Annotated in this window: 19 protein-coding genes; 7 read left to right on the top strand and 12 right to left on the bottom strand. The window is 60.8% G+C overall.

Annotated elements, in window-relative coordinates:
• The 3 genes from HZC36_02510 to HZC36_02500 form a co-directional block, all read right to left on the bottom strand.
• On the bottom strand, positions 1 to 819 hold an 819-nt coding region (locus HZC36_02510), incomplete at its 3' end, for a S8 family serine peptidase (GenBank protein ID MBI5705842.1).
• A 63-nt stretch (positions 820 to 882) separates the two neighbouring features.
• Entirely contained in the window at positions 883 to 2,217 is a 1,335-nt protein-coding gene (locus HZC36_02505) for a GGDEF domain-containing protein (GenBank protein MBI5705841.1), read from the bottom strand.
• Positions 2,218 to 2,343: 126 nt separating this feature from the next.
• The gene (locus tag HZC36_02500) at positions 2,344 to 3,228 is read right to left on the bottom strand and encodes a sugar phosphate isomerase/epimerase (GenBank protein MBI5705840.1); all 885 of its coding nucleotides are present in this window, start codon (positions 3,226 to 3,228) and stop codon (positions 2,344 to 2,346) included.
• Positions 3,229 to 3,275: 47 nt separating this feature from the next.
• On the opposite strand from HZC36_02500, the gene HZC36_02495 reads away from it, so the two are divergent.
• Together HZC36_02495 and HZC36_02490 are read left to right on the top strand one after the other, a co-directional pair.
• On the top strand, positions 3,276 to 3,854 hold the full coding sequence (locus tag HZC36_02495) for a hypothetical protein (protein MBI5705839.1): 579 nt from the start codon (positions 3,276 to 3,278) through the stop codon (positions 3,852 to 3,854).
• 69 nt (positions 3,855 to 3,923) lie between these two features.
• The gene (locus HZC36_02490) at positions 3,924 to 5,222 is read left to right on the top strand and encodes a beta-N-acetylglucosaminidase domain-containing protein (protein ID MBI5705838.1); all 1,299 of its coding nucleotides are present in this window, start codon (positions 3,924 to 3,926) and stop codon (positions 5,220 to 5,222) included.
• Between the two features lie 191 nt (positions 5,223 to 5,413).
• On the opposite strand, the gene HZC36_02485 is transcribed toward HZC36_02490, so the two are convergent.
• The 4 genes from HZC36_02485 to HZC36_02470 form a co-directional block, all read right to left on the bottom strand.
• Positions 5,414 to 5,866: a PEP-CTERM sorting domain-containing protein gene (locus HZC36_02485; protein ID MBI5705837.1), complete on the bottom strand. Its 453-nt coding sequence runs from the start codon at positions 5,864 to 5,866 to the stop codon at positions 5,414 to 5,416.
• 240 nt (positions 5,867 to 6,106) lie between these two features.
• A complete protein-coding gene (gene tsf / locus HZC36_02480; GenBank protein ID MBI5705836.1) occupies positions 6,107 to 6,952 on the bottom strand; it encodes a translation elongation factor Ts in 846 nt (281 codons plus the stop codon).
• Positions 6,953 to 7,900, bottom strand: coding sequence for a 30S ribosomal protein S2 (rpsB, locus tag HZC36_02475; GenBank protein MBI5705835.1), 948 nt, complete (start codon positions 7,898 to 7,900; stop codon positions 6,953 to 6,955).
• A 321-nt stretch (positions 7,901 to 8,221) separates the two neighbouring features.
• Complete coding sequence (locus HZC36_02470) at positions 8,222 to 8,638, bottom strand: hypothetical protein (GenBank protein MBI5705834.1); 417 nt, start codon at positions 8,636 to 8,638, stop codon at positions 8,222 to 8,224.
• Positions 8,639 to 8,695: 57 nt separating this feature from the next.
• Between HZC36_02470 and HZC36_02465 the strand changes: the two genes are divergently transcribed.
• The 3 genes from HZC36_02465 to HZC36_02455 all read left to right on the top strand — a co-directional run bounded on the left by HZC36_02465 (position 8,696) and on the right by HZC36_02455 (position 10,399).
• Positions 8,696 to 9,406, top strand: a complete 711-nt coding sequence (locus HZC36_02465; GenBank protein MBI5705833.1) for a methyltransferase domain-containing protein — start codon at positions 8,696 to 8,698, stop codon at positions 9,404 to 9,406.
• The gene (locus HZC36_02460; protein ID MBI5705832.1) at positions 9,406 to 10,023 is read left to right on the top strand and encodes a leucyl/phenylalanyl-tRNA--protein transferase; all 618 of its coding nucleotides are present in this window, start codon (positions 9,406 to 9,408) and stop codon (positions 10,021 to 10,023) included. The genes HZC36_02465 and HZC36_02460 overlap by 1 nt, the downstream gene beginning before the upstream one ends.
• A gap of 169 nt (positions 10,024 to 10,192) precedes the next feature.
• Positions 10,193 to 10,399 carry a hypothetical protein gene (locus HZC36_02455; GenBank protein ID MBI5705831.1) on the top strand — a complete coding sequence of 69 codons (207 nt, stop codon included), beginning with the start codon at positions 10,193 to 10,195 and terminating at the stop codon, positions 10,397 to 10,399.
• Here the strand turns inward: HZC36_02455 and trmFO are convergent.
• Positions 10,372 to 11,775, bottom strand: a complete 1,404-nt coding sequence (gene trmFO, locus HZC36_02450; protein MBI5705830.1) for a methylenetetrahydrofolate--tRNA-(uracil(54)-C(5))-methyltransferase (FADH(2)-oxidizing) TrmFO — start codon at positions 11,773 to 11,775, stop codon at positions 10,372 to 10,374. The genes HZC36_02455 and trmFO overlap by 28 nt on opposite strands.
• A gap of 23 nt (positions 11,776 to 11,798) precedes the next feature.
• The gene (locus HZC36_02445) at positions 11,799 to 12,899 is read right to left on the bottom strand and encodes a two pore domain potassium channel family protein (GenBank protein ID MBI5705829.1); all 1,101 of its coding nucleotides are present in this window, start codon (positions 12,897 to 12,899) and stop codon (positions 11,799 to 11,801) included.
• Positions 12,900 to 13,048: 149 nt separating this feature from the next.
• Between HZC36_02445 and HZC36_02440 the strand changes: the two genes are divergently transcribed.
• The gene (locus HZC36_02440; GenBank protein ID MBI5705828.1) at positions 13,049 to 13,672 is read left to right on the top strand and encodes an HAD family phosphatase; all 624 of its coding nucleotides are present in this window, start codon (positions 13,049 to 13,051) and stop codon (positions 13,670 to 13,672) included.
• A gap of 299 nt (positions 13,673 to 13,971) precedes the next feature.
• On the opposite strand, the gene HZC36_02435 is transcribed toward HZC36_02440, so the two are convergent.
• A complete protein-coding gene (locus HZC36_02435; GenBank protein MBI5705827.1) occupies positions 13,972 to 15,744 on the bottom strand; it encodes a hypothetical protein in 1,773 nt (590 codons plus the stop codon).
• Positions 15,741 to 16,151: a YjbQ family protein gene (locus HZC36_02430; protein ID MBI5705826.1), complete on the bottom strand. Its 411-nt coding sequence runs from the start codon at positions 16,149 to 16,151 to the stop codon at positions 15,741 to 15,743. Before HZC36_02430 ends, HZC36_02435 begins: the two co-directional genes overlap by 4 nt.
• Before the next feature lie 214 nt (positions 16,152 to 16,365).
• On the opposite strand from HZC36_02430, the gene HZC36_02425 reads away from it, so the two are divergent.
• On the top strand, positions 16,366 to 18,792 hold the full coding sequence (locus HZC36_02425) for a heavy metal translocating P-type ATPase (GenBank protein MBI5705825.1): 2,427 nt from the start codon (positions 16,366 to 16,368) through the stop codon (positions 18,790 to 18,792).
• A gap of 4 nt (positions 18,793 to 18,796) precedes the next feature.
• On the opposite strand, the gene HZC36_02420 is transcribed toward HZC36_02425, so the two are convergent.
• Positions 18,797 to 19,117, bottom strand: a complete 321-nt coding sequence (locus HZC36_02420) for a hypothetical protein (protein MBI5705824.1) — start codon at positions 19,115 to 19,117, stop codon at positions 18,797 to 18,799.
• Between the last annotated feature and the right edge of the window lie 67 nt (positions 19,118 to 19,184).

The raw sequence follows: 19,184 nt of genomic DNA, 5'->3' as shown, positions 1-19,184 counted from the left end.
GGCGTAGTTAGCGGGGTAGAGCGGTGTGCTGTTGCCGTTGTTGCCCGATGCGGCCACCAGGCTTACATTGTTGGCATAGGCGTAGTCCACAGCGCTCAGAAGGGTGCTGGAACCACCCGACGCGACCAGGCTGATGCTGAGCACCTTCGCCCCGTTGTCGACAGCGTAGGTGATCCCGTGCGCGACGTCCGCGGTCGAGCCGGCGCCTACGCTGTTCAGCACCTTAATCGGCATGATCTTGCAGTTGAAACCGACGCCAGCCAAGCCGATGCCGTTATCCGTGGCGGCTGCCGCGATTCCAGCGCAATAGGTTCCATGGCCGTTATCGTCCTGTGCGTCGCTGTCGCTATTGATGAAGTCCCACCCTGCCACGTACTTGCCGACGAGGTCCGGATGCGCCTTGTCGATGCCTGAATCAATGACCGCAATGACCGTCGAGGCCGACCCAAAGGTCACGTCCCAACTCTGGGCCATCCTGATCTTTGAAAGAGCCCATTGGTTCCCAAAGCTCGGATCGTTCGGGACGTACGCTGGCCGAACGAGGTAGTTCGGCTCGACAAAGCGAACAAAGGCATATCCCCCGAGAGCGGCCCTGGCTTGGGCGACGGTTGATCCCGGTGGCAGCTTAACGCGGCGTACGCCCAATTGGGATATGGCGTCGGTCTGGGTCATGCCCCAGCGCAGCAGCGCCGCCGGCATGGCGAGGTCACTGCCGGGCGCAACACCGACAAGCACTTCGTTTGGGACAGCCTCTTGCGCGCGCAGGCTCGACACCCAAGCGAGCGCAATCAAGGCAATAAGGGTCCGACCAATCGCCATTTCTTTCCCATATTGGCAGGATGGGAGGCCCAATTAGTTCGGAAAGGTGCGCGTATCGCCGAGCTAAGCCGCCCGCGCGGTGTCGGCCGAAATGTCGTCCCAATGGGTGACCTGGTTGCGGCCGCAGCGCTTAGAGACGTACATGGCGGCATCGGCCTGCTCGAGAAAGGCCCTGGGGTCCGCCCCTTGGAGGGCGATCGTCGCAATGCCAAAACTCGCGCTCACGGGGCAGCAAGCTTGCTCCAACCCCTGGAGTTGCGCCCGGATGCGTTCTGCGACAACGTGCGCCTGGGCCGCGTCGGACCCCGGCAAAAGAAGCACGAACTCCTCCCCACCAAACCTTGCAGCAAAGTCGTTGGGCCGGATTGCCGCCTTCAGATGGTCGGCGATCAACTTCAGTAGATCGTCACCGGCTTGATGGCCAAATGTATCGTTGTAGGACTTGAAGTGGTCGACGTCGAGCATCACGAGCGAGTACGGGTGTTCGGGGCCGGCCTCCTGACAGGCTCGGTCCAGCACCTCTCGGAAGAGCCGCCGGTTCGCGACGCCCGTAAGTCCATCCGTCGTGGCCTGAAGCGCGAGCCGCTCGTTGGCGACCTCGAGCTCCCTCTTTTGGCCCGCGAGCTGTTCGGCGACCAGGTTCAGCTCGCTGATCTGGTCGGAAATCCGCTGCTCCATGGCCTTGCGGTCAGTGATGTCCATCAGGGAAGCGATGGCCGCCACCACGTCGTCCTGCATGGACCTCAGCGGGATCGAGCTGAATAGAATCCACTTGCCGGAGCCGCCGACGTTAGGGAACCAAAGCTCCACCTGGTAAATCGTTTCGCCGGCGAAAACGCGTTCGTTGAGCGCGCGCCACTGTTCCAGGTCGCCTGTGGACCATATGGACTCGTTCACAGGTTTTTGCTGCATCTTTGCGGCGGGAGTTGCCCATAGGGTTTCGAGCGCTCGATTGCACTCAAAGAGCAATCCGCTCCGGTCATAGGTGAAACAAGCCACCGGAAGGCCCTGAAACAGCTCTTCGAACCGTCGCGCTGCCGCCCGATGGAGCTCGGCCAGGCGGTCGAACTCCTGGCGCCGGAGCTCGATTTTCTGCTTGTCGGCAAGGTAATCCGCTTCGGCCCTGTCTCGTGCCTCTGCGACGCCCTGCAAGCTCCCTTCCAATCGTTCGACTTTCAGTCTGGACCAGACGGAGAGAAAGGCGCCCAGGAACGGCGCCAGGTCGAACAGCCAGCACACGCTCCCGCGAGCATGCGCCGCGAGAACGCTGGTCCAAAAACCCGTCGTCCCCGACGCATACCACCCCTCGATCCAACAGATCACCGGGACCCAGCTAAACGACCAGAATCCCACCAAAGCGTGTTTTATCAGGGGCAGCGGCCTACGTTCTTCCTTCACGCCAGCATGGTCTCTGTCTGGCATGCGCTTCGTTGGTCCCATCCTCACCCAAGTAATGCATCGGCTTTTGAGACGCCGATCCGCACCTTGGGGGAAGCTGGATTTCTCGAATTTAGGAGCGCTTTGCTATTTGGGGTTGGGCACAAATGCGCCGCCCCGGCAAGCCTGCAGATACCGCAGGCCATGCACCTGGCCCGTCATCTCCAGTTCATCTCGGTAGATCGGGTCGTGCCATCCCTCGATGTCGATGCAGCCGGTGAAGCCGCCCTGCCTGGGGATGGTGATGACGTCGGTCCAGTTGGTATCCCCAAAACCCGGTGTGCGGTGATACACGACGGGCACGCCGCCCCTCAGCCCCTTCTCCTTGATCACGTCCCAGCAGATCGTCGCGTCCTTCCCGTGAACGTGGTAGACCCTCCCGACGTACTTCCGGAGCTGAGCGATCGGGTCGATCAGGCTGACCATTTGGTGGCAGGGCTCCCATTCGAGCCCAAGCACATCGCCAGGTACCTCGTTGAACATCATTTCCCAAGCGGTGGGAGCGTGCGCGATGTTCCATTTCGGGGTATCCCAAGTGCCCCCCATGTCACAGTTCTCAAACGCGATCTTAACGCCTTCGTCCGCGGCGACCTTCGCCAAATGCCCGAACACCTCCTTAAATTTGGGCATCGACTGATCCACCGGACGATCTTCAAGCGCGCCGGCAAAGCCGTTCACCACGTTGCACTTGAAGTGCTTGCAGGCTCGAATCATCACCTCCCAATCGTGGGCGGTCTTCTCGTCCTGCAGGGGGTTTCCGTAGATGCCGATGCTGCTGATGATCGCCTTGCCCCCTAAGGCATCCTCGGCCTCTTTGGCGAATTCGGCCAAGTTGAGATCGCCGACATAGGCCCAAGTGGTCAGCTCAAACGATTCGAAGCCGTGCGCCACGACCTGGCGGAGATAGTTGGGGCCGGAGGCAAAACCGGCGAGGGTTCCAATGCGAATGTCGGCGTGATTCTCTCTTGACATGGTTGCACCTGTGAATAGGCAAGCGGAGGTTACCGAGGAAGCCCGGATTGGCGCATACCGGCCCTGCGGTGGGGTACGTTGGTCAGGTGTCGTGCAGGGCCGGTTGGGTGTTGGTTTTGGGCTTGCTTCCGCTTTGCGGTTGCGTCGCGCCTTCGGCTAACGCCCCCGCGAAGTCCGAGATCGTCGCCGTTCCCGCCAACGCCGAATACGGCTACGATGCGATGGACATCGAGATCGCCAGGCCCTGGATTCCCGATCGCAAATATTCGCTGAGCGGATTCACCGTCCGATCGGAAGGCGGGCCCGGAATCGTTCTTAGGGTCGCTTACTTCGCGAATCCGCCTGAGAAACTCCTCAAGGAGATTCACACGACCGTCCCAAACGGCAGGGCCATCGAAGGCATGGGGTGGAAGGGGCTGATCGAGTTCCCCGAGTTCAAGGGCAAGCTGGCGGTGGGCACGGGGTATCTCATTGGTGAACGTGGGCTTGTAGCTCTCCAAATCGAAGCGAACGAGATGGTGCACTCGGATGACAAAGCGGCGATCTCGCGCATGGTCTGTTCCGTCAGGCCGATCGCTAAGCCAGATCAGAAGGCGACCGAGGGCAGTTCGTCCGACCGTAGGTAGTTCGCCGCTTTTCGGCAAGGCGGCTTCGTCGAGCACTGCACCCATAGGGACCTGAGGTACGGTCTACGCATGGTTGCCCTCGTGCTGATCCTCGCCACGGCCACAGCGCATTCAGGCGGCTCCGGAACCATTGAGCCGCAGAAGCCATCCGACGCAATTCTTCCGTCTGTTCAGGCGCCATCGCCCAAGCAGAACACGGGCTTCAAGCTGCGAGGAAGCAAGGGATGGGGATGGTCCAGAGACCAGTACCTCACTGAAATTCCCTGGATGGCCAAAGCGAAGATGAACTTCGTGATGAACTGCTACTTGAGCTATTACACGGATCGTCTGAGGTACGTCAACAATTGGTGGGAGCCAAAGTCGGAGGCCGAAAGGGAGGATTGGAGGAAGGTCGTCCAGCGGGCCAAGGAAAGAGGCCTCCACTTTGTGTTCGCCTTTCATCCCCAGCTTCACAGTAGCAGGCCTTACGACTATCACCGCCAGGGCGACTATCAGGCCCTTTGGCGTCACTTTGAGTTCATGCAAGGCCTGGGGGTGCGCTGGTACAGCCTGTCCCTCGACGACATCGGGACCGAGGGCACCCAGCCTGCACAGCTTGCCCAGCTTCAATCGGACCTGGTCAACCGGCTCCTCACGGACTTGCGCAAAAAGGACTCTGGGGCACAGATGATCTTCTGCCCCACCTACTATTGGGGCGACGGCACGGAGAAGGAGTTTCAGCCCTATTGGTCGGCAATGGCCAAAGCGCTGGACAGGAACGCCTATGTGTTCTGGACAGGGCCGCAAGTGGTCTCGCAAACGGTGGACTTGGCCTCAGCCAAGCGGATCCGCAAGGCCATGGGGCACAGGGTGGTGCTTTGGGATAACTACCCGGTCAACGACCGAAACCCTGCGCTTCACCTCGGCCCGGTTTCGGGGCGAGATCCGAGGCTCCCCGAGGTGCTCGATGGTTACATGACGAACCCGATGGGCTTTCAGAACGAGCTGAACCGCCTGCCGATGCTGACCTGCGGCGACTATGCGTATGACCCCGGTTCCTATGATCCAGCACGGTCCCTCGATAGAGCGATCGACCTCCTTTCGGACAAGCCAGAGCAGGCGGACTTGCTGAGGCGGCTAGTGGAGGTCTATCCTGGATGTCTCGCCGCAAAGCACCCCGAAACCGGGTGGCAGACCCAGTGGGCGTCGTATGTCCAGGCTGCAGGCGGCCCGCAGGGCCGAGTCAAAGGGGCGATGTATCTTCAGCGGATGGAGCAGCTTGAGGCGGACTTGATCCGGTGGTTCCCAGGCGCGATGGCGTCGGAAAAGGAGCTTTTGGCGAACCACGTTGCCGCGATCAGGGCCGAGCAAGCCAAGAGGTTCCCTTAGGACACTTGGCTGCCGTGCCGTGAACATAGAGCCGTCGGGTCGTTTCCGGGGCCCCAACGGGGAATGTTGAGCATTGATGTTTTGCCGCTCGGAATCGTCAGCCGAAGAACCTAAACGGGCCGGGCCGGACGCCTGGGCTACGTCTTTCTCAACAGTCCCCAACGGGGTTATTAGTGGTGTGCCCCGAAATCCTACTGAAGCTGGGACCTGCGCTTTCTACGCGCAAACGCCCCTAAACTCCCAGCGAGCACGAGCCCGGATACCGGCTCGGGAACGGGGTTGACAGTCACGGTCCCGGCCATTCCGCCGGCGGTGCCGTTGCCCATGTCAAAGCCGTGCATCTGGCAGTAGTAGGTGAAAACCCCCACCTGGCCGAAACTGTGGGAGAACGTGCTTCCGTCCATGAGCATCCCGGAATCCCAAGACTCGGCGCTTCCTACTACCGAAGTGGTCGTGTGAAAGTCCGCCAGGAACACCCACCTGACGGTGTCCCCGACGTCGATCACCGCGTCCACTACAGTTTGGCCAGGTGCATTGACGCTGAAATCGAAGTCAAAGACGTTGACGTCGACGATGGCTGCCTGAGATCCCGCTGCAAGAGAGAGCGAGCCGGCAACCAGCCCGACGAATGTAAAACTGCGCATAGAACAAACCCTCCAGAAAGAAACAATCCCTCCCTAAAGAATGACTCAGATTGAGAGGTATCTCATTGTATGATGCAATAGCAGATTTGCCAACAGTATTTTTGCCGGCAAAGCGTGCAAAGACCCGCAAGTGCCTCCTCAAGACAGAAACGCCTCCCTGTCCAATTTGGGACAAGGAGGCGCCTAATGGCCGTTGGCAACACCAGTTGGCACTCGCAGCCGCAGACGTCAGCCCATAGCCTAGCCCACGCCGACGCCGAAGTAGTGGAACGCCACGACCTCAATCTTGCCGCCACCGGCCTTGCCGAACTCCGCAACCACGTCGTTCACCGATTTGTGCGGGTCCGCGTAGTAGGGCTGCTCGAGCAGAGCGGCCTGCTTCACGAACTCCTTGTTCACGCGTCCTTGCGCGATGTTGCGGGCGATGTTCTCGGGCTTGCCTTCGTTAATCGCACGCTGGGTCTCCACCTCGATTTCCTTGGCGATGACGTCCTGCGGCAGATCCTCCTTCTTGACGGCCTGCGGTGGGCTTGCGACAACCTGCACCGCCACCTTGTAGCCCGCCTCTGCGAGGTTGCTCGCATCGCCCTTCACCTCGACGACAGCACCCTTGGTCTTGGTCTGATACACGTAAGGGGCCAAAACGCCATCGGAGGCGATGCGGACCGCCTTGGTGAGCTGGATGTTCTCGCGGATCCTGCCAATCGCGTCGGAGATCAGCCCCTCGACGGTCGTGCCGTCCACGGAGGCGCCCATCGGGTTCGCGCCAGGATCGTTAGCCAAAAATGCCGCTGCAAGTTTGGCGGCAACACCCTGGAAATCCTCTGTGTTCGAAACGAAGTCGGTCTCACACTCCAGCACGGCGACGCCCACGGCCTTGCCGTCCGCCGAAGGCGCGAAGGCGACCACGCCTGCCGAGGTGCCTCGGTCCGCCTTCTTGGCACCCGCGGCCTTTCCCTTTTCGCGAAGGATGGTTTTGGCTTTGTCGAAGTCGCCTTCGGCCTCTTCGAGGGCGGCCTTGCAATCCATCATCGGCGCGCCAGTTTCGTCTCTAAGCTTCTTAACGTCTGCGGCTGAGATAGCCATTTAGTTCGTTTCCTCCACTGCCGCTGCCGGGGCGGACTCTTCTTCTGCTGCAGGAGCCGCTTCCACTTCCGAGGGCGCCTCAAGCGCGGCAGGAGCCTCCTCCACCGGTGCAGGCTCTTCAGCGACAACAGGCGCTGTCACCGCAACGGTCTCGTCTCCGCCAAACGCGCGGAGCAGTTCTTCTTCCACGGCGCCGAACTCGATCGGGCGCCCCTCGTCCGTCGGCGCGCCATCTTCGGGCAGCGTTCCTTCGGTTAGTTCTTCGCTGAGCGGCCGAGCCTCGAGGATCGCCTCGCTCATCTTGCCGGTCACGAGCCTGATCGCACGGATCGCGTCGTCGTTGCCCGGGATCACCATGTCGACCAAATCGGGATCGCAGTTCGTGTCCACGATTCCGACGATCGGGATTCCAAGCTTTCGGGCCTCCCGAATCGCGATGATCTCTTTATTGACGTCGACGACCACCATGCACTGGGGCGGCTCTTCCAGGTTCCGGATGCCTTCGAGGAAGCGGTTGAGCTGGTTTCGCTCTTCGATGCGCTTCAGCATTTCCTTCTTGGGAAGGCGCTCGAAATAACCTCCCTCTTCCATCCGGTCCAGCTCCTTTAGGCGGTTCACGCGAAGTTGGATCGTCTTCCAGTTGGTGAGCATGCCGCCGAGCCAGCGCTCGCTGACCCAGAACTGGCCGCTCCGCTGTGCGGCTTCCTTGACTGCCGACTGTGCCTGCTTCTTCGTGCCGACGAACAGCACGGTGCCGCCGTCCTCGACGATCTTCTGGACGAACTTCAGCGCGTCCTCGAAGAGCTTAATGGTCTGGTGCAGGTCGACAATGTAGATGCCGTTGCGAGCGCCATAGATATAGCGCTTCATCTTGGGGTTCCAGCGGCGGGTCTGGTGGCCAAAGTGGACGCCAGACTCCAGCAGCTCTTTCATGCTGAGTTCAACCATATGTCTCGTTAGGCACTCCAGCCATGGGAGTGCATCCTCCGGGTTTTGTTTTCCTCCGGGCGAACCCCGTGGGTGGCATGACCGTCCTGGCCATGTTCCCTTTTCTTGGCGGCGCCACCAGATTCGAGGAAGATCCCGAATCAGGACCCGGCCGCAAGGCTCATCCCGTGTGAGATGGGAACGATTGTACCTGAAGGCTCGTTTTTGACCCTGGTTGTGAAGTCATGCGGCTAGCTTGTGGGCTCGTTGCAGTCGTGGACCGGCTCAAGGCAGACTAAGAGTCTGCCCTACAGGTCCGGAGCTCTACCCAACTAACCCCGCTCACTGATACAGGCTATGCGAGTTCCAGTCCGGCTCCTTTGCAATTCGGAGTGAGGCGACTTGCCCCACGTGATAGCAGTCGTGGAGCGCGATGAAGTCCATCGAAGCGTTCCGGATGCCCTCTGACTCGGAGGCAAGGCCCTTCTCGATTGCCGAGGCCCTGAGTTCAAGGCACTTGGACATTAGCGGCCCGGTGCCTTTATCTTCAGCCGCATAGCTTCCCCAATCGTGCTTCTCGCCTTGTGCGTAGGCTGAATAGGCGACGTAACACTCGCACAGATGCTCGAGGATCTCCCTCGGCGACATTGCGCTTGGATCAAGGTGGGCGTCCATCAAGTCCTCAGAAAGGCCTTCATAGACCTTCGTTAGTTGCGTTCCAGAAGTATCCAGGGAATAGCGAAGAGGATCGGTGGTCATGGGCTGAAGTATTGCACGGCCGTCAAGACGATCCTGGGCCTCACGTAAAATGGCGGAATGGAAGGCGGATGGGTGGAATCGGCGGATGCGTGGGCCACGTTCGTCGACCAAGGGGACCCCAACCGGACCCATTTGCTCGATCCCTTGATGCTCAGGCTCTGTGGCGACGTTCAAGGATCGCGAGTTCTCGACGTCGGGTGCGGAGAAGGGCGCTTCGCGCGGATGCTCGCCGAACGAGGCGCAGAGGTTGTGGGCTTCGATCCGACAGTGGCTCTGCTCCAGTTGGGCAAGCGGCGAGGAAGCCGGCAACTGCTTCGGGCCGTCGCAGAGGCGATCCCGCTCCGGAGCGCGACCTTCGACTTGGCGGCCAGCTATGTCACGCTCGTGGACATTCCGGGGTATCGGGAGGCGATCTCCGAAATGGCGCGGGTCCTGAAACCGGGAGGAAGGCTGATCCTCTCGAACGTCTCAGCCTTTGCGACCGCAAACGGACGCTGGATTCTCGACGACCAGGGCCGCAAGTCGCGCTACTCGTTTGACCGGTACGCCGAGGAGTTTTCGGAGTCCTGCTCGTGGCGAGGAATCGAGGTCCTTCAATACCACAGGCCATTGGGGAAGGTCATGGAAGCCTGCCTGGATGCGGGCCTGAGGCTTGAGCACTTCTCCGAGCCGCTTCCCTCACCCGCGACCGTCGAGCAATACCCTGGGCTGGGCGACTTTACCAGGATGCCCAACTTCTATGTGATGGCCTGGCGCAAGGGGGCCTGATGCGAGGCGAAGACCTAACATCGGACCTCATTCGAAGCGCGTACCTGCACGGCGCCTTCCCTATGGGCGAACCTGAAACCGGGGAGATCGAGTTCTATGTGCCGAACGTCCGGGCGGTGTTTCCGGTCGAAGGCATTCGGGTCTCCAGGTCCCTCGGAAAGACCCTGCGTTCGGGCCGATTTGAGGTCCGCTACGACACCGCATTTGAGGATGTGATGCGCTGCTGCGTGAGGCCCAAGGACAACTGGATCACGGAGGGGCTGATCGACTGCTACACGCGAATCCATGGCGATGGATGGGCGCACAGTTGCGAAAGCTGGCTCGACGGGACCCTGGTGGGAGGAGTTTATGGGCTTGCGCTTGGGGGCTGCTTTTGCGCCGAGTCGATGTTCCACCGCGAAACCGACGCGAGCAAGGTTGCGCTTTGGGCGCTTGTGAATAGGTGCCGTGAGCTGGGATTCGTGCTTTTTGACGCTCAGATGATGAATCCTCACCTTCGGTCGCTCGGTGCACTGCCGATGTCGCACCGAAGGTATTTGGCTGAACTCAGAGAGGCTCTAGAGATCCAAACCCCATGGGACTCCCTGACCTACCGGCCTGGCGAATCGAGCTCCTAACCCGTGCCGGCAACGCCTCCAAGGGAATCCCGTATTTCTAACCGGCACCGCCATCATCCCCCCATCCGATGCTCTTATTGACGGCAAGGAACGGCAACCATCTCCGGCCAAGGAAGGCCCCCCGGCAACGCTGGGGCGAGGGAGGTCCGCCCGAAGTCGAGGTACAAGGATGGCGCGACGTCAACTCAAAATCGTCCGACTTTTGGAGCCCGAGCTCTGCGTGGATTGCAGGTTCGCCAAGATGGCCGAAGTCGAACAGAACGACGGCTCGCTCCAGCGAATGATCTTCTGCCGAAGGCTCGACTGTGACAACTGGGATTTTGCGAGCGCTGAACCAGTCAACAAGGTTCACGTTGAAGACGAAGAAGCGGCCTGAGCCGCTGCTCCGAGCCATTCGGCAAACGCACTCCTCGCAAACGCGAGCTTGGCGGCCCGCTTGAGACCCTTGTCCCGAAAGGTCTCTGCAGGCTCAGGCAGGAGGCCCCAGTTGATGTTCATCGGAGCGAACTCCCTTTCGGTCTCATCCTGCAAGTGCCCCAATAGCGAACCCAAGGCGGTGGCCCTTGGAGGCAGCACGGATTCCCTTCCCGCCAACCTGTCCAACACGAACCTGCCGGCCAGGATTCCCATCGCCGCCGACTCGACATAACCTTCAACCCCAGTAAGCTGCCCGGCCACGTACACACCCGGCCTGCTCCTGAGTTCGAGGTTTGGATGCAGGGCCACGGGCGCCTCGAGATAGGTGTTGCGGTGGATCACGCCATAACGAACGAACTCTGCCTGCTCCAATCCAGGCACCATCCGAAACACCCGTTTCTGCTCGCCCCACTTGAGCCGCGTCTGGCAAGCGACAAGGGAGTAGAGTGATTTCTCTGCATTCTCGGGCCTCAGTTGGAGTGCGGCATAGGGGCGGCGATCCGTCCTCGGGTCAGTCAGCCCCACGGGCTTGAAGTTGCCAAAGGCGAGCGAGCGTTCGCCCTTTTCGGCGATCGCTTCGATGGGCGTGCAGCCTGCGAAGTACTTGATCTTCTCAAGAAAGGCGTCTTCCCTTTCGCTCTCCGGGGCATCGCGCTTTCCACCGGCTTCGAAGGCATGAATGGGCGCCCGCTCAGCGGCAATCAACTCCCGAACAAATGCAAGGTAGCTGTCCTTCTCGAACGGGCAGTTCAGGTAGTCGTCGCCCCCTTTGCCGTACCGGCTCTGGGCAAACACGATCGAGCGGTCCAGCGACGCGGCCTCTACCGTCGGGCTCACCGCATCATAGAAGTAGAGGTGCTTGCGGCCAGTGGCTTCGGCGAGCCATGAAGACAGGGCCGCGCTGGTCAGCGGCCCTGTCGCCAGAACCACGAGGCCGCCGGCGCTGAGCTCGCGCTCTAGGTCTTGCGGCGAGAATTCGCGCCGCTCAACTTGAATGAAAGGATGCGACTCCAGCTTCTCGGTCATCCAGGCGCCGAAGAGCTTGCGGTCCACGCAGAGCGCTTCGCCACCGGGGACCTCGCACTTCGTCGCAACCTGCAACACCACGGAGCCCAGATGCGCCATCTCTTCTTTGAGAAGTCCCGCCGGACTGGTGCCGAGCTTAGATTTCAGGCTGTTTGAACAGACCAGTTCGGCGAAATGGGAGGTGGTGTGGGCGGGCGTGGAAGTCTCGGGGCGCATCTCGATGAGCCGCACCTCGACTCCAGCTTCAGCCAGCGACCAGGCGGCTTCCACACCGGCGAATCCAGCTCCAACGACTGTGACCTCTCTCAAGCGCTACTATTGAAGCACTTCTCTCAGAAGTGCGGCGCGTCGTCCCAGGCGGTTCGCTCCCAATTATCCGGCTCTTCATCCAAGCGTCGCCAGGCGGGGACCGAGAAATGCATCTCGATGGCGAGCCCCACGAGGTAGGGCTCATAAAGCGCCGTGAACCGCTCAAGCCTTTGCAAGGCTTCTTGATCGAGATCCCACTGCGCCAGCGCTAGCGTTTCCCGAAGGGCCTCGAGGTCAGCCGGTGCGAGCCTACCAAAGGGTTTCTTCGCCGGCGCGTCGCCCAGCAGGTAGGCCAGATCCACGATCACGTGGCGCGACATCGCAAAGGTGGCTTGCGCTTGGAACCGTAGGTTTCGATGAGCCTCGTCTTCCGGCAATTTGCAGGCCAGGATCAGCGCACAAGCATCCAAGATCGCCGTGATGGTCTTCAGCCAGCTTTGTGAGTCGTGCTGCGACCGGTAGTAAGCCAATATGGGATGGCTCAGATAGACCTCAAGCTGCTCGGCCGCCCAAACCTCGGCCGACAGCAACGTCTCAGCCAGTTGCCCGATCGTTCCCAGCGTGAAGTGCCGCCTTAGCAGTTCGCACGCCGAGGGGTCCGAGCCTGCGCGGGAATCGAGCAGGACGATAAACCGCTCGCGACGAGAAAAGGACTGATAGAGCGTCGGAACATAGCCGATCACCACCGCAAGGAACCCAAAGCCTGTGCCGGCTTCGACGACCGTAAGAAACCGTCCCAACCCCGTTTGGGGCACCACGTCCCCGAATCCCAGCGTGAAAAACGTCACGCCGGACATGTACAGCACTTCCAGAAAGTCGCCACCTGGGCCTAGGGCCTGAACGCCGAAAAGGATCAGTGCGAAAGAGGCCACGAGCACTCCGGACCAAGCGACAAACAGGAACAGCAGCGCCATCGGACCAAACGAGACCAGCAGCGCGTGGCGAGCGCGGCCCTCGGGCAGACGGTCCACCAGCCCATGCCACACCCGCCAAACGGCCATGGCGTACATCGAGGAAATGCTGATTTGACGGGACACCGTCTTCGGCACGACGATGGCCTGAAAGGCGTCCCAAAGCACAAGGACCACGATAGCGGCGCCTAGGATCGCCAGAATCATCGCCAAACCGTCCGGATCATGCTGACGAGTATGTCAGGAAACGCTGTGGCGCACAGAGCCAACACAGGATTGCGTTCCAAGGCTCCTTTGGGTGGCCCCTTTGATTAGGGCCGGCGTTCGGTTCGGACGGAACAAGTCGCGGTACCCTGGTGCCCTTGATCAAAGGCATCCTATTCGACCTCGACGGCACCCTCATCGACTCCGAACCCTGGCATAAAAAGGCCGAATTGGAGGCGTTCCATGCGATGGGTCTCGCCATCGAGAAGGAGGACATTTCGATGTATGTCGGCACGACTTTACCGAGGATGCTCGAAGACCTCAATGCCAGGTTCAGCAGTTCACTGACGGTTGAAAGCTTCACCAAGACCCAAAAACCGATCCTCAGCGGCTACATCGCGCGGCAGATCCAGGTATTCCCGGACGTTTTGCCCTTCTTGCCCAGGATAAGAGAGAGGAGGGCGGCAATCGTCACCTCGTCGGTGGAGTGGTATGTCGAGGCTGTCCGCAAGAGGTTTGCCGGCGAGATCGGGCACTTGTTTGAGACCCTGGTCTGCGAGCGCGACGTGGTCTTTGGCAAGCCGCACCCTGAGCCCTTCTTGCTGGGGGCAAGCAGGCTCGGTCTTGAGACGTGTGACTGCGCCGCTTTCGAGGATTCCGTGAATGGAGTCAGAAGCGCAAAGGCCGCAGGGTGCTACGTCATCGGAGTGGATCGCGAGCGCCACGGCCACCTGGTTGAGGCGGAAGAGGTGGTGGGTTCGCTCGCGGATGTCAGGCTATGAACCCTCGCTGGTTCTCTCCGATAAGGACCAAGGGGCCGAAAGGTGAAAGCGAAGGGCATCGCCCTGGAAAGCCGGCGCCCGAAAGGATCGGGCCCTGTAGGGACGCAACGGTCCGAAACTGCTCATGAGCCTCGGTCATGCCTCAGGACCCTCAGATCGCACGCTCCCGAGAGTCCGGGATCAAGGTCCTGAGGCTTACGCCCAGTGCGACCAAGAGCCTCAGGAGCAGAGCCTGCAGCGGTCATGAGGTAGTGGAGTCAGGCTCCTGAGGCATATGACTGCTGATCTGGCCCTTTTCCCTAGCCATTTTCATACTCCGAGATGTCGACCCCCAATGAACTCAGAAACGCGCGCACGTTGTCCAGCGTCACACCCCGGTCTATGAGCAGCCTTAGCCCAACCCGCCCCGCAGCCGTGGAGTCCGAGAGCGGGTCATTCAGCAGCTCGTAGATCGCAAGCAGATCGCTGAACCGCCTTTTGGCCAGGATCCCGAACGCGGCCAAACCCAACATGGAGGAGCGATCTCTCTCGGGGAAATAGGGACCAGAGCTGTACCGAGGGCACGTTCGATCTATCTCTTGGAGCAGGCTCTTGCGGTCAATTCCCATCGACTCAACGAAGGCCGAAGTATCTGTTCCATCCCCCAACAATGCGAGCAGCAGATGATCGAGCGTTATTGATGGCGCCCATCGGGTACGGGCCTCGAACTCTGCTGCCTCAAAGCATCGCCTTTCGGAAAGAAGCATGTTGAGGCTCGTTGCCATGCCACTGTCTCGAAGCTGCTCGGCAAGATTCGGCTTTCGCAGGTACCACTCCGGATCGCCGGTCTCCTTTGAGCGGACGGCGGCTCTGATCGCGTCTTGAGAGATATTCGCCTCCTGAAAGAGCTGATGGCCCACGGAAGCATCCTCTGTGGGGACTTGGACCAGAAACGCAAGGTCCGTGAAATTCCGTTCTGACGCCTTCCTTTCGAAGTACTCGCCTCGCTCCTCCTTGCTTAATGAGGAAACGTCCAGGAAATCTGGAACCTCCTTCTTAAGGTGCGTCTCGCCCGGGTCGGGGATGCTCATGCCCAGATCTCGGGCGTTGGCGGGCCATCGTGGGCCTTCGGGATAGTACGGCAGAGCTTCGTCGAGCCTTCTTCGCCAGGCTATTCGGTCGACTTTCAGCCCATCGAGGAACTCGGCCGTGTCCGTGCCATCCTGGAGCAGCACGTATACCATGTGATCAAGCCGAACGGAAGGGGCGCTTCGTCTCCGCGCCTCGTTCTCTGCGGCATGCAGGCAGATACCGCCAAGCAGGGTGTTCCGGTAGCGAGCGTCGGGCACGGGTTCCCTTAGCCTTTTCGCTAGGTCAACGGGCGCGTCGTAGTATGCCGGGTCCTTCGCGTAATGCTCCTCCTTCAGCGCATTCGGGTCCCGTTGCGTCGAGCCATCGGCTGACATCTGCTTAGCCTCTTCCATCAGCTTAGGCCAAGCCGCGTCGAGCATCGACTTCATGTTCTTTTGAAACTCGACCATGAAGTCAACTTCTTGTGTTTTGCGGCCCTTCAACTCGCGCACCGCACGGTCAAGTGTTGAGGCAGGCCCGAACTCCAGAAGCAGCATCCTCGCTTCACAGTCCGAGGCGAGCAGCGCGGCCATCATCTCTCCCACGCTGTAGATCTCGCGGCCATCGGTTGTCGCCTCATCCCGGGCCTCTTGCATCGCCCTCGTGACGGGAGCCGACCAAGGGGCTTTCCATTCGGCTTCGCTTCTTAGCCTATCCAGGGCCTCCTGCTTGTTAGGCGGGAGCCTTGGTGGATCGGCAGGCGGCTCCGAGGTTGGGCCAATCGCTTCCGCCCGTTGCCGGATCACATCCGCCTCGGTTCCCAACCCGCGGGCAAGCGGCTCAGCGGCGTCGGCATGGTTCTTGAGAAACGTGGCAAGCACGTCCGCACTGCCCGTCATCTCCTCCATAGCCTTGTCAAGTCCGAGATGAGCCCGGCGTACCATCCGCTCGTTCCCAGCGAGCATCAAGAGAGACGTTGCTGCCGGGTCCGGTCTTGCCCGCTTTCCAGGTTCTTTCATCATTCACCAATTGCCTTTACGATCACGCGCTTGCGGCGTTGCCCATCGAATTCGGCATAGAACACCTGCTGCCAGGGTCCAAGGTCAAGCCGCCCAGAGGTGATGGGGAGGATCACCTGGTGATGCAAGACCAGGTTCTTTAGGTGCGCCTCGCCGTTGTCCTCGCCGGTCCGGTGGTGGCGATAGTCCTTGGTGGGAGCAAGGCCCCGCAGCCACTCCTTGATGTCCTCGATCAGGCCGTGCTCGAGGTCGTTCACATAGACCGCGGAGGTGATGTGCATGGCGCTCACGAGGCAAAACCCCTCTAGAATCCCGGACTTGCCTACGACCCGGGCGACCTCCTCAGTAATGCAGACGAACTCCTCCCTCTGTTGGGTCTGAAAGGTCAGGTAAGCGGTCTCGGACTTCATCCATCGAGCATATCCCAGCAACAGGCGAACCCTTAGGACAAGAGGTAGCCTAGTGGGGCCCGCACGGCCGCTACGTTTCGGCGCCTGGCGACCCCTCACCCGGTTCGCCGGAGCTCACCGACCTCTCCCACAAGGGGCGAGGTGGTCCTGAAAGCTAGACGGCGATGCGGGAGCCTCAACCATGGAACCTCGACGCAACCTCCAGCCCCTGCAAATGGCCAAACCCAAGGGACATATCGACCCGGTCTGCTCGATGACCGTCGAACCTGTGGAAGACACGCCAAAGTCCACCTATCAGGAAAAGGACTATTACTTCTGCTGCGCCGGCTGCAAAACGAAGTTCGACGCCGACCCGGAACGCTACCTCGACCCCGAAAAACGGAAAGCAGCCGATGAAGCCGAGGCCAAGGCTGCCGAAGGCGACACCCGTGTCTATATCTGTCCGATGTGCCCCGAGATTCGCCAAATTGGACCTGGCCCCTGCCCCAAGTGCGGCATGGCGCTGGAACCCGAAGAGGTCTCGCTAGAGCTCACCAAACAGGTCTATGTCTGCCCGATGCACCCGGAGGTGGTTCAAGACGGGCCGGGCAACTGCCCGAAATGCGGCATGGCGCTCGAACCGCGCGAAATCGAGATCGAAGAGAAGAACCCGGAACTCGAAGACATGAGCCGCCGGTTCTGGGCCGGTCTTGCCTTTACCGTTCCGATCCTCGTGATCGCCATGGGCCCGATGGTCGGCCTCGACCTCTTCCCGCACAACGCCCGCGCCGGTGCGGCGATCCAGGCGCTCTTTGCCACCTGGGCCATGTGGAACGGCAAGCCGTTTTTTGAGCGGGCATGGGTTTCCCTGAAGCTGCGAAGCCCGAATATGTTCACCCTTATCGGGATCGGAACGGCCGTGGCCTATCTGCACAGCCTGATCGCAACCGTTGCCCCAGGGCTCTTCCCTGCATCGTTTCGCGACCACATGGGCGCCGTCCCGGTCTATTTCGAGTCTGCAGCGGTGATTCTGACCCTTGTCGCTTTGGGACAGGTCATGGAGTTGAAAGCGCGCTCCCAAACCGGCACCGCGATCCGGGCCCTATTGGGCCTGGCGCCCAAAACCGCCAGGCGGGTGGCCGCCGACGGAAAGGAAGAAGATGTGCCTTTGCGCGACCTTCAAGTCGGCGACCTCCTGCGTGTTCGCCCAGGGGAGAAAGTACCGGTCGATGGTGTCGTCACGGAAGGCCAAAGCGCCGTCGACGAATCGATGCTGACCGGCGAGTCGCTTCCGGTCTCAAAGCGCGAGGGTGACGACGTCGTCGGAGGAACCCTCAACGGCAGCGGAGGATTCGTGATGCGCGCAGAACGCCTTGGAAAGGACACGCTGCTGGCACAGATCGTCAAGCTGGTCAGCGAGGCCCAGCGATCGCGGGCGCCCATCCAAACGGTTGCCGATCGCGTCTCCGCGATCTTCGTGCCGGCTGTGGTGCTGAGTGCGGCCCTAAGCTTTGTTTGCTGGGCCGTCTGGGGGCCGGAGCCCAAGCTCGCGTATGCGATCCTGAACGCCGTCGCCGTCCTCATCATCGCCTGCCCCTGTGCTCTGGGATTGGCGACGCCGATGTCGATCATGGTGGGCACGGGGCGCGGAGCCCAGGCAGGCGTGCTTGTCAAGGACGCTCACGCCCTAGAACTCATGGAGCGAGTCGACACGTTGGTCTTGGACAAAACCGGCACGCTCACCGTCGGCAAACCAAAGGTGGCGGCCATTCTCCAGGCAGGCACCATCAGCTCGCAAGAGGTTCTCGCCTTGGCCTCGGGACTTGAAAGATCGAGCGAGCATCCGCTCGCCGCAGCCATCCTTGAAGCAGCCGCCACCCAGGGCGTCGAGCCCAGCGCGGTTCAGGACTTCTCATCCCTGACGGGTTTGGGGCTCAAAGGCACCCTTAACGGCGCGCCTGTTGCCCTTGGCAACCTGGCGCTGCTCGAATCTCTCGCCATTGAGCCCGGGGATCTGGCCCGGTTGGCCCTAGAGCTGCAGGCGAAGGGACAAACCACCGTCTTCGTCTGTCGCGACGGGGCTGTTATCGGCCTCATCGGGGTCGAGGACCCGATCAAGCCTGATGCTGCGGCCCTACTCGCTCACCTCGCTGAACTCGGCATCGAGCCGGTGATGCTCACGGGAGACGCCCAGGGAGTGGCTGAGGCTGTCGCCTCGAAGCTCGGCCTGCGCCAATTCCGAGCAAACCAGCGGCCCGAGGACAAGGCGAAGGTCATTCAGGAGCTGCGCCAAGCAGGAAAAGTGGTTGCCATGGCCGGCGATGGCGTAAACGATGCTCCGGGACTCGCTGCGGCAGACGTGGGCATCGCGATGGGAACGGGCACCGACGTGGCCATCCATACTTCCGCGATTACGCTGGTCAAAGGCGAGTTGAGTGGCATCCTAAGAGCGCGGAAGTTGAGTCGCGCCGTGATGTCGAACATTCGGCTCAATCTCATTTGGGCGTTCGGCTACAACACGCTCGGCGTTCCTCTGGCGGCCGGTGTTCTCTATCCTTTCTTCGGCGTCCTCCTGAGTCCGATGATTGCGGCAGCGGCCATGAGCCTCAGCTCCGTGAGCGTCATCGCGAATGCTTTGCGGCTTAGGAGCGTACGCCTTTAGCCGCTCAGCTGCGTTGGTCCTTGCTGGGGGCGAACTCCCAGCTGGCCCGAACCAGCTCGCATGCCAGCTCCGAGTCCAGGGACTCCAAGAGGGCGAGCAACGCCGGGTAGTTCTCGTAATGAGGCGTCAGGAAGCACACTTCCGGGCGCTCCTTCAGCAACCGGTCCCGGGTATCCCAGTCGAGCCGGATGGCCACGGACTCACCGTCCTCCTTGATCCGGAACATGAAGCGATTCTTGCGTTTGACGCCGGATGTGCCCCAAGTCGGCCCTTCCGACGTCTCGGGCAGCTCCATAGCCAGTGACACCAAGTCGTCGTAGGTCACAGAGGTGATTTTGACTGCAATCCCCGACGCAGAGCTTCTGCGTTTTTCCGAGAGGCATCGTCTCTGG

This window comes from Armatimonadota bacterium, assembly GCA_016223145.1.
In the GTDB taxonomy this organism is placed as follows: Bacteria; Armatimonadota; Fimbriimonadia; order Fimbriimonadales; family Fimbriimonadaceae; genus Nitrosymbiomonas.
Note: the sequence above shows the minus strand (reverse complement) of the source record. Positions and strands in the feature narration are given on the sequence as shown.